The sequence below is a fragment of the Micromonospora sp. NBRC 110009 genome (genome assembly GCF_030518795.1).
Taxonomy (GTDB): domain Bacteria; phylum Actinomycetota; class Actinomycetes; order Mycobacteriales; family Micromonosporaceae; genus Micromonospora.
In genome coordinates, this window is record NZ_CP130427.1 from 87,258 (window position 1) to 104,192 (window position 16,935).

The 16,935-nt window shown below is 72.7% G+C and carries 19 protein-coding genes; 8 read left to right on the top strand and 11 right to left on the bottom strand.

Annotated features, from left to right (window positions below; genetic code table 11):
• Positions 1 to 8 precede the first annotated feature (8 nt).
• The 3 genes from Q2K19_RS00465 to Q2K19_RS00475 form a co-directional block, all read right to left on the bottom strand.
• Complete coding sequence (locus Q2K19_RS00465) at positions 9 to 974, bottom strand: TIGR03885 family FMN-dependent LLM class oxidoreductase (protein WP_302766627.1); 966 nt, start codon at positions 972 to 974, stop codon at positions 9 to 11.
• An 87-nt stretch (positions 975 to 1,061) separates the two neighbouring features.
• On the bottom strand, positions 1,062 to 2,474 hold the full coding sequence (locus Q2K19_RS00470; RefSeq protein WP_302766628.1) for an NADP-dependent succinic semialdehyde dehydrogenase: 1,413 nt from the start codon (positions 2,472 to 2,474) through the stop codon (positions 1,062 to 1,064).
• A 12-nt stretch (positions 2,475 to 2,486) separates the two neighbouring features.
• Complete coding sequence (locus tag Q2K19_RS00475) at positions 2,487 to 2,741, bottom strand: DUF6343 family protein (RefSeq protein ID WP_302766629.1); 255 nt, start codon at positions 2,739 to 2,741, stop codon at positions 2,487 to 2,489.
• 176 nt (positions 2,742 to 2,917) lie between these two features.
• Here Q2K19_RS00475 and Q2K19_RS00480 point away from each other — a divergent pair, with 176 nt between their 5' ends.
• Entirely contained in the window at positions 2,918 to 3,523 is a 606-nt protein-coding gene (locus tag Q2K19_RS00480; protein WP_302766630.1) for an antibiotic biosynthesis monooxygenase, read from the top strand.
• A gap of 7 nt (positions 3,524 to 3,530) precedes the next feature.
• On the opposite strand, the gene Q2K19_RS00485 is transcribed toward Q2K19_RS00480, so the two are convergent.
• The 3 genes from Q2K19_RS00485 to Q2K19_RS00495 all read right to left on the bottom strand — a co-directional run bounded on the left by Q2K19_RS00485 (position 3,531) and on the right by Q2K19_RS00495 (position 5,432).
• Positions 3,531 to 4,268 carry an EcsC family protein gene (locus Q2K19_RS00485; protein WP_302766631.1) on the bottom strand — a complete coding sequence of 246 codons (738 nt, stop codon included), beginning with the start codon at positions 4,266 to 4,268 and terminating at the stop codon, positions 3,531 to 3,533.
• A gap of 37 nt (positions 4,269 to 4,305) precedes the next feature.
• Complete coding sequence (locus Q2K19_RS00490; RefSeq protein ID WP_302766632.1) at positions 4,306 to 4,452, bottom strand: hypothetical protein; 147 nt, start codon at positions 4,450 to 4,452, stop codon at positions 4,306 to 4,308.
• Between the two features lie 110 nt (positions 4,453 to 4,562).
• Positions 4,563 to 5,432, bottom strand: a complete 870-nt coding sequence (locus Q2K19_RS00495) for a peptidase M23 (protein ID WP_302766634.1) — start codon at positions 5,430 to 5,432, stop codon at positions 4,563 to 4,565.
• Between the two features lie 433 nt (positions 5,433 to 5,865).
• On the opposite strand from Q2K19_RS00495, the gene Q2K19_RS00500 reads away from it, so the two are divergent.
• The 3 genes from Q2K19_RS00500 (at position 5,866) to Q2K19_RS00510 (ending at position 8,006) form a co-directional block, all read left to right on the top strand.
• The gene (locus Q2K19_RS00500; RefSeq protein ID WP_302766636.1) at positions 5,866 to 6,786 is read left to right on the top strand and encodes a proteasome assembly chaperone family protein; all 921 of its coding nucleotides are present in this window, start codon (positions 5,866 to 5,868) and stop codon (positions 6,784 to 6,786) included.
• An 83-nt stretch (positions 6,787 to 6,869) separates the two neighbouring features.
• Positions 6,870 to 7,667 (top strand): exodeoxyribonuclease III, encoded by a 798-nt coding sequence (locus tag Q2K19_RS00505; RefSeq protein ID WP_302766637.1) that lies wholly within the window; start codon positions 6,870 to 6,872, stop codon positions 7,665 to 7,667.
• Between the two features lie 18 nt (positions 7,668 to 7,685).
• Positions 7,686 to 8,006 carry an antibiotic biosynthesis monooxygenase family protein gene (locus tag Q2K19_RS00510; RefSeq protein ID WP_302766640.1) on the top strand — a complete coding sequence of 107 codons (321 nt, stop codon included), beginning with the start codon at positions 7,686 to 7,688 and terminating at the stop codon, positions 8,004 to 8,006.
• A 5-nt stretch (positions 8,007 to 8,011) separates the two neighbouring features.
• On the opposite strand, the gene Q2K19_RS00515 is transcribed toward Q2K19_RS00510, so the two are convergent.
• The 3 genes from Q2K19_RS00515 to Q2K19_RS00525 form a co-directional block, all read right to left on the bottom strand.
• Positions 8,012 to 8,341 (bottom strand): nuclear transport factor 2-like protein, encoded by a 330-nt coding sequence (locus Q2K19_RS00515; RefSeq protein WP_302766641.1) that lies wholly within the window; start codon positions 8,339 to 8,341, stop codon positions 8,012 to 8,014.
• 120 nt (positions 8,342 to 8,461) lie between these two features.
• On the bottom strand, positions 8,462 to 9,133 hold the full coding sequence (locus Q2K19_RS00520; protein WP_446839717.1) for a class F sortase: 672 nt from the start codon (positions 9,131 to 9,133) through the stop codon (positions 8,462 to 8,464).
• Between the two features lie 8 nt (positions 9,134 to 9,141).
• Entirely contained in the window at positions 9,142 to 9,687 is a 546-nt protein-coding gene (locus Q2K19_RS00525; RefSeq protein WP_302766643.1) for a hypothetical protein, read from the bottom strand.
• A gap of 206 nt (positions 9,688 to 9,893) precedes the next feature.
• Between Q2K19_RS00525 and trmB the strand changes: the two genes are divergently transcribed.
• The 4 genes from trmB (at position 9,894) to Q2K19_RS00545 (ending at position 15,032) form a co-directional block, all read left to right on the top strand.
• Complete coding sequence (gene trmB / locus Q2K19_RS00530) at positions 9,894 to 10,520, top strand: tRNA (guanosine(46)-N7)-methyltransferase TrmB (RefSeq protein ID WP_302772902.1); 627 nt, start codon at positions 9,894 to 9,896, stop codon at positions 10,518 to 10,520.
• A 58-nt stretch (positions 10,521 to 10,578) separates the two neighbouring features.
• Positions 10,579 to 13,083: a DEAD/DEAH box helicase gene (locus Q2K19_RS00535; protein ID WP_302766645.1), complete on the top strand. Its 2,505-nt coding sequence runs from the start codon at positions 10,579 to 10,581 to the stop codon at positions 13,081 to 13,083.
• Between the two features lie 120 nt (positions 13,084 to 13,203).
• The gene (locus tag Q2K19_RS00540) at positions 13,204 to 13,851 is read left to right on the top strand and encodes a hypothetical protein (protein ID WP_302766646.1); all 648 of its coding nucleotides are present in this window, start codon (positions 13,204 to 13,206) and stop codon (positions 13,849 to 13,851) included.
• 158 nt (positions 13,852 to 14,009) lie between these two features.
• Positions 14,010 to 15,032 carry an endonuclease domain-containing protein gene (locus Q2K19_RS00545; RefSeq protein ID WP_302766648.1) on the top strand — a complete coding sequence of 341 codons (1,023 nt, stop codon included), beginning with the start codon at positions 14,010 to 14,012 and terminating at the stop codon, positions 15,030 to 15,032.
• 87 nt (positions 15,033 to 15,119) lie between these two features.
• Here the strand turns inward: Q2K19_RS00545 and Q2K19_RS00550 are convergent, their stop codons facing one another.
• Both Q2K19_RS00550 and Q2K19_RS00555 read right to left on the bottom strand, forming a co-directional pair.
• Complete coding sequence (locus Q2K19_RS00550; protein WP_302766649.1) at positions 15,120 to 16,064, bottom strand: ABC transporter substrate-binding protein; 945 nt, start codon at positions 16,062 to 16,064, stop codon at positions 15,120 to 15,122.
• 35 nt (positions 16,065 to 16,099) lie between these two features.
• Positions 16,100 to 16,933: an ABC transporter ATP-binding protein gene (locus Q2K19_RS00555; protein ID WP_302772905.1), complete on the bottom strand. Its 834-nt coding sequence runs from the start codon at positions 16,931 to 16,933 to the stop codon at positions 16,100 to 16,102.
• Between the last annotated feature and the right edge of the window lie 2 nt (positions 16,934 to 16,935).

Here is a 16,935-nt window from a genome sequence, read left to right on the forward strand (position 1 = left end):
CGGTGTGATCATGCCGCGGTACGCAACTTCGGCAGCACCTCCGTGCCGAACGCGTCGATGAAGGCCCGCTGCTCCTGCCCGACGTGGTGCAGGGCGATCTGGTCGAAGCCCAGCGCCAGGTAGTCCTCCAGCCAGCCGACGTGCCGACCCAGGTCGGCGGAGATGTTGACCACGGAGCTGACCTTCGCCAACGGCACGTCCTGGCTGACCGCGTCGAAGTGGTCGGTGAGTTCCAGGTCCCAGCAGACCGGCGGGGCGAAGACGTTGCTGCGCCACTGGTCGTGCGCGATCGCCTCGGCCTCGGCCTGCTCGGGCGCCCAGCTGACGTGCACCTGCAGGTGCAGCGGTCCGCGCCCACCGGCGTCCCGGTAGGCGTCGATCATCCGGCGCAGGTGGTCGACCGGGGCGTTGACGGTGATCAGGCCGTCGGCCCAGTCCGCGCACCAGCGGGCGGTCTCGACGCTGACCGCCGCGCCGATCAGGGCGGGCGGCTGCGCGGGGCGGGTCCACAGCCGGGCCCGGTCCACGGTGACGAGGCCGTCGTGGCTGACCTCCTCGCCGGCCAGCAGCGCCCGGATCACGTCGACGCACTCCCGCAACCGGGCGGCGCGGACGTCCTTGCGGGGCCAGCCGTCGCCGGTGATGTGCTCGTTGCTCGCCTCACCGGTGCCGAGCGCGGCCCAGAACCGGCCGGGGTACATGACGGCGAGGGTGCCGATGGCCTGCGCGACGATCGCCGGGTGGTAGCGCTGGCCGGGCGCGTTGACCACGCCGAATGGCAGGTTGGTGGCCTGGAGCGCGGCGCCCAGCCAGGACCAGGCGAAGCCGGAGTGGCCCTGCCGGGCGCTCCACGGCGAGAAGTGGTCCGAGCACATGGCGGCGCCGAAGCCGGCCCGTTCGGCGTGGACCACCGCCTCCAGCAACCGGCCCGGATGGATCTGCTCGTGGGAGGCGTGGAACCCGAACACCGTCATGGGCGCACCTCTACCCACGCCGGCCGAGATGTAAGCAGGGGGCCCCGCTTAACGCCTCCGGTAGAGGAAGGGGCCCCTGCTAACGCGCTACTCCGCGTGCGCGCCGGCGCCCGCGACGGCCGCGCCCTCGCCGACCCAGACGGTCTTGGTGTTGCAGAACTCCCGCATGCCCAGGGCGGACAGCTCGCGGCCGTAGCCGGAGTTCTTCACGCCGCCGAACGGCAGCTGCGGGTAGGACGTGGTCATGCCGTTGATGAAGACGTTGCCGGCGTCCAGGTCGGCGGCGAAGCGCTCCTGCTCGGCCGGGTCGGTGGTCCAGGCGTTGGAGCCGAGGCCGAAGTGGGTGCCGTTGGCGATCTCGATGGCCTCCTCGTAGGAGGACGCCCGGTAGAGGCCGGCGACCGGTCCGAAGACCTCCTCGGACCACATCCGCATCTCCGGCCGCAGGTCGGTGACCACGGTCGGCGGGTAGTACCAGCCGTCGCCGGCGGGCAGTTCACCGCCACAGAGGATCGTCGCGCCGTTGTCCACCGCGTCCTGCACCTGCTCGTGCACCTCGGCGCGGCCCCGCTCGGTGGCCAACGGGCCGACATCGGTGGCCCCCTCCATCGGGTCGCCGACGGTCAGGGCGGCCATCCGGGCGGCGAACTTCTCGGCGAAGGCGTCGAAGACGTCGGTGTGGACGATGAACCGCTTGGCCGCGATGCAGGACTGCCCGTTGTTCTGGCAGCGGGCGGTGGTGGCCACCTCGGCGGCCTTGTCCAGGTCCGCCGAGGGCATCACCACGAACGGGTCGCTGCCGCCGAGTTCCAGCACGGTCTTCTTCAGCTCCCGGCCGGCGCTCTGCGCGATCGAGCGGCCGGCGCCCTCGCTGCCGGTGAGGGTGGCGGCGCGCACCCGGGGGTCGCTCAGGATCCGGTCGACCGCGTCGGAGCCGACCAGCAGGGTGGTGAACGCGCCCTCGGGGAAACCGGCGCGGCGGAACAGGTCCTCCAGGTAGAGCGCGGTCTGCGGCACATTGGAGGCGTGCTTGAGCAGGCCGGTGTTGCCGGCCATCAGGGCCGGCGCGGCGAAGCGCATCACCTGCCAGAGCGGGAAGTTCCACGGCATCACCGCGAGCACCACGCCGAGCGGCTGGTAGCGGACGAACGCCCGCCGCGCCTTGACGGCGCCGGCGTCGGCGGGCTCGTCGGCGAGCATCCGCTCGGCGTTGGCGGCGTAGAAGCGGCACGCGGTGGCGCACTTGGTCACCTCGGCCTGGGCCGCCGCGTACGTCTTGCCCATCTCGGTGGTCATCAGCCGGGCGGTCTCGTCGCGCTCGGCGTCCAGCAGGTCGGCGGCGACGTTGAGCCACTGCCCGCGCTGGGCGATCGTGGTGTCGTGCAACTGCCGGAACGCCAGGTCGGCCCGCTCGATGGCGGCGTCGACCTGCTCGTCCGACATCGGGTCGTACGTCTTGAGCACCTGTCCGGTGGCGGGATTGGTGGTGGCGATGGGCATCTCGTACTCCTGTCACTCGAACAGTGAGTGCCGTACGCCCGGCTCCTCCTGGTGGCGGGCGGCGCGGCGGCGCTGGATGACGACCAGGTCGACCACGGCCACCACGGCGAGGACCGCGCACACGACGCCCAGCCAGGCGATCCCGGCCCAGAAGGCCAGCACCGCGAAGACGGTCATGGTGACCAGACCGAAGATGGCGAGCGTGAGCCGCAGGTTCAGCGCGCTGTAGGCGGCGTTGACCCGGCGGCGGGGCTGTGATCGGGTCATTCCTCCGGGCTACCCCGGCACGGGCGGGGCTAACCGGTCCCCGCCGGGGAGCGCGGCGCGGGCCGGTGATCCCGGACACGGAGCGGGTACTCGGGGGATGCGGCCGGGCGGGGGTTGCGTTAGACCGGTCTGCCGTGGCCGGTGCGGATCCCGGCGGCGGCGGAGAGGACTGAGGCATGACCACGACGCACGCGGTACCCGTGACCGTCGCCGTCTCGCGGCGCGCCGACCCGGCGCGGACCGACGAGATGGTGGCGTGGATCCGGGCCGGTACGGCGTTGGCCGAGAGCTTTCCCGGCTTCCTGGGCGCCGGGTTCGTCCGCAGCGCGCCGGGGTCGCCCGAGTGGCACGTGATGTACCGCTTCGCCGACCAGGCGAGGCTGCGCGACTGGGAGGAGTCGCCGCAGCGGCACTGGTGGCTGACCTCGGCGCAGGGCATCGTCGAGCACACCCGGATCGAGCGTCGCACCGGCATCGAGGGCTGGTTCGACCCGCCGGTGGACCACCTGGTCGAGCATTTCGCCGCCGGCGAGGCGGAGCCGGCCGGGCCGGCGAACCCGCCGCGCTGGAAGCAGGCGGTGACGATCTGGCTGGCCTTCTTCCCGCTGAGCCTCACCGCGACGCTGCTCACCGCCCGGTACGTCGCCGGCGTGCCGCTGGCGGTGCGGACGCTGCTCATGACGCTCTGCCTGACCCCGCTGATGACCTACCTGGTGCTGCCCCGGATCACCCGGGCCCTGCACTGGTGGCTGCACGGCCAGCCCGCCCCCTGGCGGCGCTAGGCGGCGGTCAGGGACGGCGCTGCTGGGGCAGGTTCCCCGGGCCGCCGCGGTAGAGGGCGTGGGCCCGGTCGGCGAGGTCTCTGGTCGCCGACGAGTTGGCCCAGGTGCCGAGGATGATCGCCGCGCCCGGGACCACCTTGGCGACGACCCGCTTGGCCGCGCGCACCCCGGCCATCTGGGCGAGGCGTACGCCGAGCTGGAGCATCACCCGGCCGAGGGGGCGGGAGCCGGCCATGCCGAAGAGCGCGCCGGCGCGTTCCCGCCCGGCGGCCACCCCGAGGGCGAGCCGGGCGCTCTCGGCGACCTTGTGCACCCGCTGCAGGACCAGCAGGTCGGTGGCCCGGTCGGGGTGGACCGGGTCGACGCCGTACGCGGCGGCCACGTGCAGCACCAGCCGGGCCTGGGTCCAGGCCAGCACGCCCACGTCGAGCACCGCGCCGGGCAGCCCGGCCGCGCCGGAGACCGCGCCGGAGAGCCGGGCGTGGTTGACGAACTTGCGGACCGCCTGGTCGGCCAGCTCCTCGGCGGGTACGTCGGGCCGCTGCGCCCGCTCCCGGGCGGCCCACTGCGCTGCCTCCGGTCCGAGCCGGCGCACCGCCTCCAGCGCCAGGTGCTCCGGCGCGTACTGCGGGTCGTCCCGCATCCGGTCCCAGAGGGTGGCCGGGGGCGCCTCGGGCGCGCCCACCGGCGCGGCCGGCTTCGAAGGGACGGTGTTCTCGCCGTCGACGGGGGCGGAGTCGGTCACGAGGGGCTCCCGGGGCTCGTACTGCGGGGCGGGGCGGTCAGCGCCGGCGGCTGGCCAGCCGGGCGGCGAGCTGCCGGAGCCTGCGCTGGTTCTCCGGCTTGGCCAGTTCCTGCCGGCCGCGTGCCACGAGCTGCTGACCGCGCGGCGACCGCAGGAAGGCGCTGATCCGTTGCATCAGTGACATGTCGTCCTCCTGTCCGCGGTCCCCGTTCATGTGTACCCGGGACCGGCAAACCGCTGGTACCCGGGCCGGCCACCGGGCAACCGCCCACAGTGGCCGACCGGGCACCGCGGTCAGCTCAGGATCGCGTCGACGACCTCGGTGGCCCGCCACTCGTGCTGGGCGTACGCCCAGGGCAGCGCGGAGACCTGGACGGCCTGGGCGGCGTCGGTGAGCGCCATGTCCTGCCAGCCGGGAATCTGCACCAGGACGTTGAGGAAGGCCTTGGTGGCGTAATCCGGGTCCATCAGCTCGCCGACCGTGCCCCAGCCGCTGCTCGGGCGCTGCTGGAACAGCCCGACCGAGTCGTGGTCCCAGCCGATGGCCTGGTGCGGGTAGTTCTCCGACTCGGGCAGCACGCCGCTGGCGTAGTTGTAGAGGTTGCTCTCCTGCATCGCGGTGGCCACCGCGATGACCAGGGCGCGGCGCGGCACGCCCATCTCCCGGCCGGCCTTGACGATGGCCTTGGCGTTGTCCATCTGGTCCTTGTCCAGCCCGGCCACCGGGGCGATCACGCGGGGCTTGGGCTTGGCCTTCGGCTTCGGCTTTGGCTTGCTGGTCGCGGTCGGGGTGGCGCTGGGGGTGGCGGAGGGGGTGACCGGGGCGGGGGTCTGGCGCTCCATGCTCCGGGACGCGGCGTCGACCGCCGACCGCTGGGCGAGCTCCTGCGCGGGCGCGGGGCCCGGCGAGCCGCCGATCGGGCCGGTCACCTGGCTGAAGCCGACCAGGCCGAGGCAGCAGACCGCGCCGGTGGCGACCGCCAGCTTGGTCCGGCCGGGCCGGGCCGCGAGCGGGTTAGCGAGGCCGCCGAGGCGGGTACGCAGGGAAGGTCGGGAGGCGGGCTCCACGGAGTCGGTTGGCCGGACGGTGGAGGGGGTATCGTCCGAACGGTCAGCCGAACCGCCGAGGCCGTACTGGTCGTCGAGGGTGCCGTCGTCACGCATTCGACGAGGCTAGGCAGGGCAAACCCTGATCACCCAGGGTGATCGAGTGGCCCTCGTCACAGTCTGCCCACTCCAAACCGGACGCGGCCCCGCAGCCTGCCCCGACCGCCACCGAACCTCGCGAAACGGTCGAACCTCCGGTCCACCCCGGAGCGCGCCGCCCGGGGCAGGAACCTCGCAGCCGTTCCCACCGCCACCCGTGATCGACTAACTCATACGTTCGGTGGATAGCGACCTCGACGCTCGGCCGAGCGTATCGGCAAGATCAACGTATTCGCCCCGATCCGTACCCCGACTTTTCCGGATCGTGATCATCCGCCGTCCCACGGGCCGGGCCGTAACGGAATGGACCAGGATGGCCGGTACGTTGGCCGAACGGGGGTGCCGTGCGCACACGGCCCACCGCACCCGCGTATCCAGGAGGTCCGAACCGGTGCTCGACCCACACGAGCTGTACGAACTCACCGACGATCTGCCCGAACTCGGTCAGCCCGTGCTGATCCAGGCGCTCACCGGCTTCGTCGACGCCGGCAGCGCCACCCGGCTGGCCCGGGAGCAACTGCTCAGCTCCCTGGACGCGCGGACGATCGCCCGGTTCGACATCGACCAGGTCTTCGACTACCGCTCCCGGCGGCCGGTGATGACCTTCGTCGAGGACCACTGGGCCGACTACGACGCCCCCGCCCTGGAACTGCACCTGCTGCACGACGACGACGAGACCCCGTTCCTGCTGCTCACCGGCCCGGAGCCGGACCTCCAGTGGGAACGCTTCGTGGCCGCGGTCGCCGGGCTCGCCGCCCGGCTCGACGTCCGGCTCACCGTGGGGCTCAACTCGATCCCGATGGCGGTGCCGCACACCCGGCCCAGCGGGGTCACCGCGCACGCCACCCGGCCGGAGCTGATCTCCGGCCACGAGCCCTGGCTGCAGCGGGTCCAGGTCCCCGCCAGCGTCGGCCACCTGCTCGAATACCGCCTCGGCCAGCAGGGCCGCGACGCCGTCGGCTTCGCCGCGCACGTCCCGCACTACGTCGCCCAGACCGAGTACCCGGCCGCCGCCGAGGCACTGCTCACCGCGGTGTCCCGCAGCACCGGCCTGCTGCTCCCCCACGACGACCTGCGCTCCGCCGCCGAGGTGGTCCGGGTGGAGATCGACCGCCAGGTCGCCCAGACCGAGGAGGCGGCCACCCTGGTCCAGGCCCTGGAGGAGCAGTACGACGCGTTCGCCCGCGGCCGCGGCGCGAAGAACCTGCTGGCCGCCGAGACCGGCCCGCTGCCCACCGCCGACGAGCTCGGTGCCGAGCTGGAACGCTTCCTCGCCGAACAGACCCGGCCCGGAGACACCCCCGAGCGCTGAGCCCTCGCCGAGCAGACCCGGCCGGCGCGACACCCGGCCGGGCTGACCCGGCGTGGCGGGCCGGGATGCGGCAGGCTGGAGACATGCGCCTGGCGACCTGGAACGTCAACTCGGTGAAGGCCCGCCTGCCCCGGCTGCTCGACTGGCTGGCCACCACGAAGCCCGACGTCGTCTGCCTGCAGGAGACCAAGTGCCCCGACGGGGCGTTCCCGGTCGCCGAGGTGGGCGAGCTGGGCTACGAGGCGGCCAGCCACAGCGATGGCCGGTGGAACGGGGTGGCCATCCTGTCCCGGGTCGGGCTGGCCGACGTGGCGGTCGGCTTCCCCGGCGAGCCGGGTTTCCCCGAACCGGAGGCGCGGGCCATCTCGGCCACCTGCGACGGGCTGCGGATCTGGTCGATCTACGTGCCCAACGGGCGGACGCCCGACGATCCGCACTACGCGTACAAGTTGGCCTGGTTCGCGGCACTGCGGGACGCCCTCGAACCGGAGCTGACCACTGGGATGCCGCTCGCGGTCTGCGGTGACTTCAACGTCGCCCCGACCGACGCCGACGTCTGGGACCCGGCGCTCTTCGTCGCCTCCACCCACGTCACCCCGGCCGAGCGGGCGGCCCTCGCCGCGCTGCGCGACCTCGGCCTCAGCGACGTGGTGCCCACCCCGATGAAGGGCCCGCACCCGTTTACCTACTGGGACTACCGGGCCGGGATGTTCCACCAGAACAAGGGCATGCGGATCGACCTGGTGTATGCCTCCGCGCCGTTCGCCCGGGCGGTCCGCTCGGCCTACGTGGACCGGGAGGCGCGCAAGGGCAAGGGCCCCTCCGACCACGCCCCGATCGTGGTCGACGCCGACCTGGTGCCGGCCGTCGAGGGTTTCTGAACCCGTAGGGTGGATCGCATGGCAGTCGTGAAGATCAACGCGATCGACGTCCCGCCCGGCGCTGGCGAGGAACTGGAGAAGCGGTTCGCCGCCCGGGCCGGCGCGGTGGAGAATTCGCCCGGCTTCCTCGGCTTCGAACTGCTCCGCCCGGTCGCCGGGGAGAGCCGCTACTTCGTCTACACCCGCTGGGAGTCCGAGGAGGCGTACCAGGCGTGGGCGCAGGGGCCGTCGCGGGCGGCGCACGCCGGCGGCGCGGGCGGCGAGGCGCGCAAGCCGGTCGCCACCGGGGCCACGCTGCTGGAGTTCGAGGTGGTCCAGCACGTGCCCGGCAAGGGCTGAACCGGTCAGCTGACGGTCAGGGCCTCGGATGCCGGCCACACGCCGCCCGGCGGCATGTCCAACCTCTCCCCGAGCGCTCGCCGCCAGTCGGGGGCGGTGAAAGGCTCGCCCCAGTAGTCGGTCACCCGGACCGCCTCGCCGTCGCGCAGCTCAGCTATCGAGACGTTGCGGTAGATCCGGCCGTCGCCGTAGTCGTTGCTCCACTCGACGACCAGCGTGTCTCCGTGGTTGTGCCGCCGCCCGACGGCGAGCCGCAGCCCGACGAAGTGCGACTCGACCTCCGCTATCCGGGCGCGACCCCGGATCAACTCACCGGACTGAGGCCACTGCCGCACCGCGTCCTCAGCGAGCGGTACACCGAGGATGCGCTCAAGTCGCGTGTTCGCGTCGCCACCCACCCCTGGGACCTTACTGACAAACTTCGCCAACCGGGCCAAGACCTCGCGGGGTGCGCGTCACGGGGTGCGGGTGTCGACCAGCGAGGCGAAGGTGATCACGTTGTCCTGGTAGCCGGTCCGGCCGCCGACCCAGTCGCCGCCGCAGGTGATCAGGCGCAGCTCCGGCGGTCCGGACTCGCCGTAGACCCGGTCGGCGGGGAGGTTGGCCTTGTCGAAGTACTCGACGGTGTCGACCTTGAAGGTCACCACGCTCCGGTCCGACCGGGTCACCTCGATCCGGTCCCCCGGCTTCAGGTCGTGCAGCCGGTAGAAGACCGCCGGCCCGCTCTTGGTGTCCACGTGCCCGACGATGACGGCCCGCCCCGGCTCGCCGGGCACGGCCCCGCGGTCGTACCAGCCGGTCTGGTTGTGCTCGGTCAACGGCGGGACGGCCACCGAGCCGTCCTTGGCCTGGCCGACCGGGGTGACCGGGGCGGTGACCTCGATGGCGGGCACGGCGAGCCGTACCGGAAGACTCGCCGGCTGCCGGGCCCGCGTCGGCTCGTCCGCGCGCCGGCCCGACCCCGTCGCCGTGTCGACCCAGTCGAGCGGCCCGACCGTGCGGCCCAGCCCGGCCCCGGTGGCGAAGACCCCCACCAGCACCAGCACCACCGCGAGCGGCGCCGACCAGGGACTACGACCCTGGGCCCGGGCCCTCCGGGAGGGCTGGGGAGCGGGGTGCGCGGCCATGGCGGGGCTCAGCGCCGGGCGGCGCCACGGAGGGTACGGGGCTGCCGGCGGGACGCGGCCACGCCGACCACCCCGCCGACCAGGGTCAGCGCCAGGCCGACCGGCACGAGCAGGCCACCCAGCCCGCTGCCGGCGGTGCCGCCGAACCCGGTCGCCGGACCCCGGCTCGGCTGGACCCGCTCGACCACCTGGAGCATCGTCGAGGCGGTCTGCCCGCTCGGGCACTCCAGCTTGACCCGGTAGTTGCCGGGCCGGGTGCGGTCCCGGACCATCGGCGAGGCGGTGAGCAGGCCGCGCTGCGGCTGCACCTGGATCCGGCCGAACGCGTCGGAGACCACGGTCGCCGGCACCGAGTTGTCCCGGCAGCTCGCCCGGATGCCGACCAGGAAGCCGGGTTCGACGGTGCTCGGGCTGACCTCCACGAAGATCACGTCAGCGGGCGGCGGCTGCTGGCTCGGGTCCGGCGGGCCGGCCAGCGCGGGGGCCGCCCCGACCAGCGGAGCGCAGGCCGCGGCCGCGATCAGCAACGCCGCCCGTCGCGTGACTGACACCATGACCCCTCCCGGCGCCAAAGGCAGTGTCGGGCGGCGGGCCACCCGTCCTGCCGTACGGGATGAATCCTCTCACCCCGGGCCGCACATCACATCCGATCGCGCCGACGGTCGCGTACGCTCGGGTCGCTGTGACCTCCACCGACCTGACCGCCGCCCCGCCGGTCCACTCCGCCCGCATCCGCACCTTCCACCCGCGCCGCGGCCGGATGAGCGACCGGCAGCGCCAGGCGCTGGCCCGGCTCTGGCCCGCGTACGGGCTGGAGATCGCCGCCCTCGACGGGCCGTTCGATCCGGCGGCGCTGTTCGGCCGGCGGGCGCCGCTGGTGCTGGAGATCGGCTCCGGCATGGGCGACGCCACCGCCGCGATGGCGGCGGCCGACCCGGACCGACACTATCTGGCGGTCGAGGTGCACACGCCCGGAATCGCCAACCTCCTCCATCTGGTGGAGCGGCACGGGCTGGGCAACGTCCGGGTGGCCGAGGGCGACGCGTTGGACCTGGTCAGGGCGATGCCGGAAGGCTCGCTGGACGCGGTGCACATCTTCTTTCCCGACCCCTGGCCGAAGGCCCGCCACCACAAGCGCCGGATCATCCAGCCCGCGCACGTGGCGCTGCTGCGCTCCCGGCTGGCCCCCGGCGGGACGCTGCACTGCGCCACCGACTGGGCCGAGTACGCCGGGTCGATGCGGGAGACGCTGACCGCCGACCCGGAGCTGGTCGACGTGCACGGTGGCTACGCGCCGCGCCCGGCGCACCGGCCGGTGACCAGGTTCGAGCGGCGCGCCCTGACGGCGGGGCGGGAGATCTTCGACCTGGTGCACCGCCGGCGCTGACCCGCCACTCAGCCCCGGTTGGCGCGGCGCCCCATGATCCAGGCACGATGGAAGCGCCATGACTCTCACCGCCGCGCTGCCGAAGAGCGCCGACCCCGACACCCTCTACGACGCGTTCGCCGGCTGGGCGTCCGAACGCGGCTTCGACCTCTACCCCCACCAGGAGGAGGCGGTCATCGAGATCGTCTCCGGCGCCAACGTGATCATGAACACGCCGACCGGCTCCGGCAAGAGCCTGGTGGCGATCGCGGCGCACTTCGCGGCCCTGGCCGACGACCGGACCACCTTCTACACCGCGCCGATCAAGGCACTGGTCTCGGAGAAGTTCTTCGCCCTCTGTGAGGTGTTCGGCGCGGAGAACGTCGGCATGCTCACCGGCGACGCCAGCGTCAACGCCGACGCCCCGATCATCTGCTGCACCGCGGAGATCCTGGCCAACCTGGCGCTGCGGGAGGGCACCCGGGCCGACGTCGGCCAGGTGATCATGGACGAGTTCCACTTCTACGCCGAGCCCGACCGCGGCTGGGCGTGGCAGGTGCCGCTGATCGAGCTGCCGCAGGCGCAGTTCGTGCTGATGTCCGCCACCCTCGGCGACACCACCCGCTTCGTGGACGACCTGACCCGGCGCACCGGGCGGCCGACCGCCGTCGTCCGCTCGGCCGAGCGGCCGGTCCCGCTCCTCTTCTCGTACGCGATGACGCCGCTGCACGAGACCCTGGAGGAGCTGCTGGAGACCAAGCAGGCCCCGGTCTACGTCGTGCACTTCACCCAGGCCGCCGCGCTGGAGCGGGCCCAGGCGCTGATGAGCGTGAACGTCTGCACCCGCGCCGAGAAGGACATGATCGCCCAGGCGATCGGCAACTTCCGGTTCACCTCGGGCTTCGGCAAGACGCTGTCCCGGCTGGTCCGGCACGGCATCGGCGTGCACCACGCGGGCATGCTGCCCAAGTACCGCCGCCTCGTGGAGACCCTCGCCCAGGCCGGGCTGCTCAAGGTCATCTGCGGCACCGACACCCTCGGCGTCGGCATCAACGTGCCGATCCGCACCGTGCTCTTCACCGGCCTGTCGAAGTACGACGGCACGCGGACCCGGCTGCTCAAGGCCCGCGAGTTCCACCAGATCGCCGGCCGGGCCGGCCGGGCCGGCTTCGACACGCTCGGCCGGGTCGTGGTGCAGGCCCCCGAGCACGTGATCGAGAACGAGAAGGCCCTCGCGAAGGCGGGCGACGACCCGAAGAAGCGGCGCAAGGTGGTCAAGAAGAAGCCCCCGGAGGGCTCGATCGGCTGGGGCGAACCGACCTTCCAGCGCCTGGTCGAGGCCGAGCCGGAGCCGCTGACCTCCAGCTTCCAGGTCAGCCACTCGATGCTGCTCAACGTCATCGGCCGCCCCGGCGACGCGTTCGCCTCGATGCGGCACCTGCTCACCGACAACCACGAGGACCGGGCCGCCCAGCGCCGGCACATCCGCCGGGCCATCGCCATCTACCGGGCGCTGCGGGCCGGCGGCGTGGTCGAGGAGCTGCCCGAGCCGGACGAGCAGGGTCGCCGGTTCCGGCTCACCGTCGATCTCCAGCTCGACTTCGCACTCAACCAGCCGCTGTCGCCGCTCGCCCTGGCGGCCATCGAGCTGCTCGACCGGGAGTCGCCGTCCTACGCCCTGGACGTGCTGAGCGTGATCGAGTCGATCCTGGACGACCCGCGCCAGGTGCTCTCCGCGCAGCAGTTCAAGGCCCGCGGCGAGGCGGTCGCCGCGATGAAGGCGGAGGGCATCGAGTACGAGGCGCGGTTGGAACTGCTCGACGAGGTGACCTGGCCCAAGCCCCTGGCCGAGCTGTTGGAGTCGGCGTACGAGATGTACCGGCAGGGCCACCCCTGGGTCGCCGACCACCAGCTCTCCCCCAAGTCCGTGGTCCGCGACATGTACGAGCGGGCCATGACCTTCCCCGAGTACGTGCAGTTCTACGGCCTGTCCCGCTCGGAGGGGCTGGTCCTGCGCTACCTCGCCGACGCGTACAAGACGCTGCGGCAGACCGTTCCCGAGGACGCCAAGACCGAGGAGCTGGTCGACCTCATCGAGTGGCTGGGCGAGCTGGTCCGCCAGGTCGACTCCAGCCTGATCGACGAGTGGGAGCGGCTGCGCAACCCGTCCGACGTGCAGGAGGTGGCCGCGTCGCTGGACGACCGGCCGCGGGCGGTCACCCGCAACGCCCGGGCGTTCCGGGTGCTGGTCCGCAACGCGCTGTTCCGCCGGGTCGAGCTGGCCGCCCTGCGGCGCTGGGATCTCCTCGGCGAACTGGACGCCGAGCAGGGGTGGCACGCGGACGCGTGGGCCGACGCGCTGGAGCCGTACTTCGACTCCTACGACTCGATCGGGGTCGGGCCGGACGCCCGGGGGCCGGCGCTGCTCATGATCGAGCAGGGCCGGGAGAAGTGGACCGCACGCCAGATCTTCGACGATCCGGAGGGCGACCACGACTGGGGCATCAGCGCCGAGATCGACCTCGCCGCCTCGGACGAGACCGGGGCCGCGGTCGTCCGGATCATCGACGTCGGACAGCTCTAGACACCGTACCGAAAAGGGCCGCCCGGGATGTCCGGGCGGCCCCTTTCGTACCCTGGGCGATGTCAGCCTCGTCGATTAGAATGTATGTACTAATCGAGTTCTTGACCTGGGAGGATGCTCGTGACCGCGCCCACCTCCGCCGCCCCGCTCACCCCCTACGCGACCCTCCTCGGGTTCACCCGCTACGTGGACCGCACCGGGCCCACCAAGGCCACCTTCGTCGGCGGCCTGCGCAAGCAGCGGGCGAGCCGGCACGGGTTCAACCCGCACGGCCAGTTCGTCAAGGCGCTCAAGGCCGACGTCGCCTTCCACACCGGCGGCACCCACCTGGCCCAGGTCGCCGACGTGGTCAAGCCGCGCTGGCGCCCGCTCTACGAGGCCCTCGTCCCCGGCGCGACCACCTGGCTGCACTCGCTCGGCGAGCCGGCCGGCGTCGACCTGGCCCAGACCCGCGACGCCCTGGCCATGCTGGGCGACCTCCCCGTCAAGATCAACCCGCACTTCGGCGTGCGCTACGCCGACGGTCGGGCCGAGGCGATCCGGCTGCACTTCGACGAGGCCCCGCCGAGCGAGGAGGCGGCCCTGGCGATGCTGCACCTGATGGCCCGGCACATGGACGCCGTCCTGCCGCACGCCGAGCCGGTGCTGGTCGACGTCCGGCGCGGCGAGTCCCACCGGATGCCGGCCGACGTCAAGCCCGAGCAGGTCGAGCAGTGGCTGGCCGGCGAGGCCGCCGCCTTCCGCGCCATCTGGTCCACCGCCGCCTAAGCCCTACACCCACCCCGCCCGGCAAGATCGCGCTCGATCCAGGAAGTAGTGGCCTCCGCCAACGTGGGAGGCCACTACTTCCACGTTCGAGCGCGATCTTGGGCGAGGTTGTCCACAGGGGGCAGTGCCGTGGCAAGGAATCCGGCAGCGTGACAGGCATGCCGAAGGCCCCTCGTCGGCCGCCGCAGCTGCGCGGCCGGATCTTTCGTGGTTCCGCTGCCGTTCGGTGCGGCCTGCTCACTCGGAACGACCTGCGGAGCACGGCGTGGCGCCCGCTCTTCCGGGACGTCTACGCCGACGCGAGCCTTCCGGTCTCCCATCGCACCCGCTGCGCGGCTGCCGTCCGGTGGCTGCTTCCCGCCGGCGCGGCCATCGCCGGCCGCTCCGCAGCCGCGCTCTACGGCGTAGGCCGGGTTGCCGCCGACGAACCGGTCGACGTGCTGATGCCGAAGGCGATGGTGGTCGCGCCGAAGGCAACCATTCCCGGCGAACCGACGAGCCGGGCGGAGCCGGCACCATCGGCTTCGGTCGCCGCTGCATCCACGGCCGAACCGCCAGTGGTGACCACTGCTCGGCGGGGTCCGGCCGCCGGCCTCCGGGTGCACCGGGCCGAGGTCGATCAGGGCGATATCGTGCACCGACTCGGCCTGCCGATCACCTCGCCGGCACGTACCTGCTGGGACCTGGCCCGGTGGCTCGACATCGTTGAGGCCGTGGTGCTGATCGACGCCCTGCTCGCCCGCAGGTTCACCGACCTCGCGACCCTCCGGGACTACGCCCTCGCCCGGGCCGGCCGGCGTGGCTGGCGGGCGCTGCTGCGCGCCGTCGACCTCGCCGACCCCGGTGCCGAGTCACCGCAGGAGTCCCGCACCCGGGTCCGCCTGGTGCTGGCTGGTCTGCCCCGACCGAAGACCCAGTGGGTGGTGTCCGCGCAGGGGCGCTTCGTCGCCCGGCTCGACCTGGCCTGGCCCGAGTTCAAAGTCGCGGTCGAGTACGACGGCCTGTGGCACGACGACCCGCAGCAGTTCCACCGGGACCGCCGACGACTCAACCAGCTCCTCGGCGCCGAATGGATCGTCCTGCACGTCACCGCGAACCGTCTCCGCGACGACTTCGATGGCATCCTCGCCGAGGTCCGCGCGGCGCTTCGCTCGCGCGATTGGCGCGCGCGGCCGACCTGATGATCGTGCTCGAACATGGAAGTAGTGGCCTCCATCCGCAGCGGAGGCCACTACTTCCTGGATCGAGCGCGATCTTGCCGATGAAGGTCAGGCGGCCAGGTACTTCTCCAGGTCGTCCAGGATCTTGTTGGCGGCGCCGACGCCGATGCCGGTCATCCAGACCTCGTCGGAGACCACGTGCGCCTTGCCCGCCTTGACCGCGGACAGGCCCTGCCAGAGGCTGCCGGCGGTGACCTTCACCTGCTCGGCGGCGGCCTTCTCGCCGTACGCGGTCACGAAGATGACGTCGCCGTCGACCTCGTTGACCCGCTCCGGGCTGACCACGTCGAAGCGCTTGTCCTCCTTGCCCGCCAGCAGCTGCCGCTCGGGGCGGCCCAGGCCGGTGTCACCGACCACGATGCCGGAGAACGAGTCCGGGCCGTAGACCCGGATGTTGCCCGGGATGAAGCGCACGATGGAGATCTTCCGCGACGACGCGTCGCCGAGCTTCGTGCCGAAGTCCTCGGCCCGCTTCTCGTAGGTGGCCAGCAGGTCCTTGGCCTGCTGCTCCTTGCCGAGCGCCTTGCCGTCGAGGAGGAAGTTCTCCTTCCAGGTGATGCCCACCTTCTCGGTGAAGACGGTCGGGGCGATGGCGGACAGCTCGTCGTAGAACTTCTCCTGGCGGAACTTGCTGCCGAGGATCAGGTCCGGCTTGAGCGCGGTGATCGCCTCCAGGTCGGGCTCGGTCAGCACGCCGACCTCCTTGATCCCGGCGAGCTTGTCCGCACCGAAGTAGGAGGGCCAGCTCTTCGCCTCACCGGCGGTGGCCGCGCCGACCGGGGTGACGCCCAGCGAGAGCGCGGTGTCGATCTTGTCGGTGTCGAGCACCACCACGCGCTTCGGCTCGGCGGGCACCTTGGTGGTGCCCATCGCGTGAGTGATCTCCCGGGTCTGGCCGGCGCCGGCGGTGGAGACGGGGTCGCTCTCCCCGCAGGCGGTGAGGCCGACGCCGAGGGCGAGGGCCGCGGTGAGAGCGACGGCGAGACGACGCATCAGGGTCCTTTCGTGCGGTACGGGTCGACGCGCGGTCAGGCGTCGCCGACGGTGGAACCGGCCTGGGCCGGCACGCCGGCCGGTGCGGCCGAGGTCTGGGTGAGCGCGGGCACGACGAGCGGGGCGCCGGTGACCGGGCAGGGCACGACCACGCAGTCGAGCCCGAAGACGTCCCGGACGAGGTCGGCGGTGAGGATCTCGCGCGGTGGCCCGGCGGCGACCACCGCGCCGGCCCGCATGGCGACCAGGTGGTCGGCGTACCGGGCGGCCTGGTTGAGGTCGTGCAGCACGGCGACCACCGTCCGGCCGCGTTCGGTCCGCAGCCGGTGCAGCAGATCCAGCACCTCCACCTGGTGGGCGAGGTCGAGGAAGGTGGTCGGCTCGTCCAGCAGCAGCGCCTCGGTGTCCTGGGCGAGGGTCATGGCGATCCAGACCCGCTGGCGCTGGCCGCCGGAGAGGGTGTCCACCGGCCGGTCGGCCAGTTCGGCCACGTCGGCCATGGTCATGGCCGTCTCGACGGCCCGGCCGTCCTCCGCCGACCACTGCCGCCACCACCGCTGGTAGGGCTGCCGGCCCCGGCCGACCAGGTCCGCGACGGTGATCCCCTCGGGCACCAGCGGGCTCTGCGGCAGCACGCCCAGGCGCCGGGCCACCTCGCGGGTGGGCAGTTCGCGGATCGCGCTGCCGTCCAGCAGCACGGTGCCGCGGCGCGGGGTGAGCAGCCGGGCCATGGTCCGCAGCAGGGTGGACTTGCCGCACGCGTTCGGCCCGACGATGACCGTGAACGCGTCGGCGGGCAGGTCGAGGTCGAGCCCGTCCACGACGGTCCGGCCCTCGTAGCCGACGACCAGGTCGCGGGTGGACAGCATCG

What these genes read in the sequence shown, in the direction of transcription:
- Q2K19_RS00525 (WP_302766643.1), bottom strand. Translation starts at nt 9,687, where the DNA reads ATGGTGTCAGTCACGCGACGGGCGGCGTTGCTGATCGCGGCCGCGGCC.
- trmB (WP_302772902.1), top strand. Translation starts at nt 9,894, where the DNA reads ATGAGCGACCGGCAGCGCCAGGCGCTGGCCCGGCTCTGGCCCGCGTAC.
- Q2K19_RS00535 (WP_302766645.1), top strand. Translation starts at nt 10,579, where the DNA reads ATGACTCTCACCGCCGCGCTGCCGAAGAGCGCCGACCCCGACACCCTC.
- Q2K19_RS00470 (WP_302766628.1), bottom strand. Translation starts at nt 2,474, where the DNA reads ATGCCCATCGCCACCACCAATCCCGCCACCGGACAGGTGCTCAAGACG.
- Q2K19_RS00490 (WP_302766632.1), bottom strand. Translation starts at nt 4,452, where the DNA reads ATGTCACTGATGCAACGGATCAGCGCCTTCCTGCGGTCGCCGCGCGGT.
- Q2K19_RS00495 (WP_302766634.1), bottom strand. Translation starts at nt 5,432, where the DNA reads ATGCGTGACGACGGCACCCTCGACGACCAGTACGGCCTCGGCGGTTCG.
- Q2K19_RS00505 (WP_302766637.1), top strand. Translation starts at nt 6,870, where the DNA reads ATGCGCCTGGCGACCTGGAACGTCAACTCGGTGAAGGCCCGCCTGCCC.
- Q2K19_RS00510 (WP_302766640.1), top strand. Translation starts at nt 7,686, where the DNA reads ATGGCAGTCGTGAAGATCAACGCGATCGACGTCCCGCCCGGCGCTGGC.
- Q2K19_RS00475 (WP_302766629.1), bottom strand. Translation starts at nt 2,741, where the DNA reads ATGACCCGATCACAGCCCCGCCGCCGGGTCAACGCCGCCTACAGCGCG.
- Q2K19_RS00545 (WP_302766648.1), top strand. Translation starts at nt 14,010, where the DNA reads ATGCCGAAGGCCCCTCGTCGGCCGCCGCAGCTGCGCGGCCGGATCTTT.
- Q2K19_RS00480 (WP_302766630.1), top strand. Translation starts at nt 2,918, where the DNA reads ATGACCACGACGCACGCGGTACCCGTGACCGTCGCCGTCTCGCGGCGC.
- Q2K19_RS00520 (WP_446839717.1), bottom strand. Translation starts at nt 9,133, where the DNA reads ATGGCCGCGCACCCCGCTCCCCAGCCCTCCCGGAGGGCCCGGGCCCAG.
- Q2K19_RS00555 (WP_302772905.1), bottom strand. Translation starts at nt 16,933, where the DNA reads ATGCTGTCCACCCGCGACCTGGTCGTCGGCTACGAGGGCCGGACCGTC.
- Q2K19_RS00550 (WP_302766649.1), bottom strand. Translation starts at nt 16,064, where the DNA reads ATGCGTCGTCTCGCCGTCGCTCTCACCGCGGCCCTCGCCCTCGGCGTC.
- Q2K19_RS00465 (WP_302766627.1), bottom strand. Translation starts at nt 974, where the DNA reads ATGACGGTGTTCGGGTTCCACGCCTCCCACGAGCAGATCCATCCGGGC.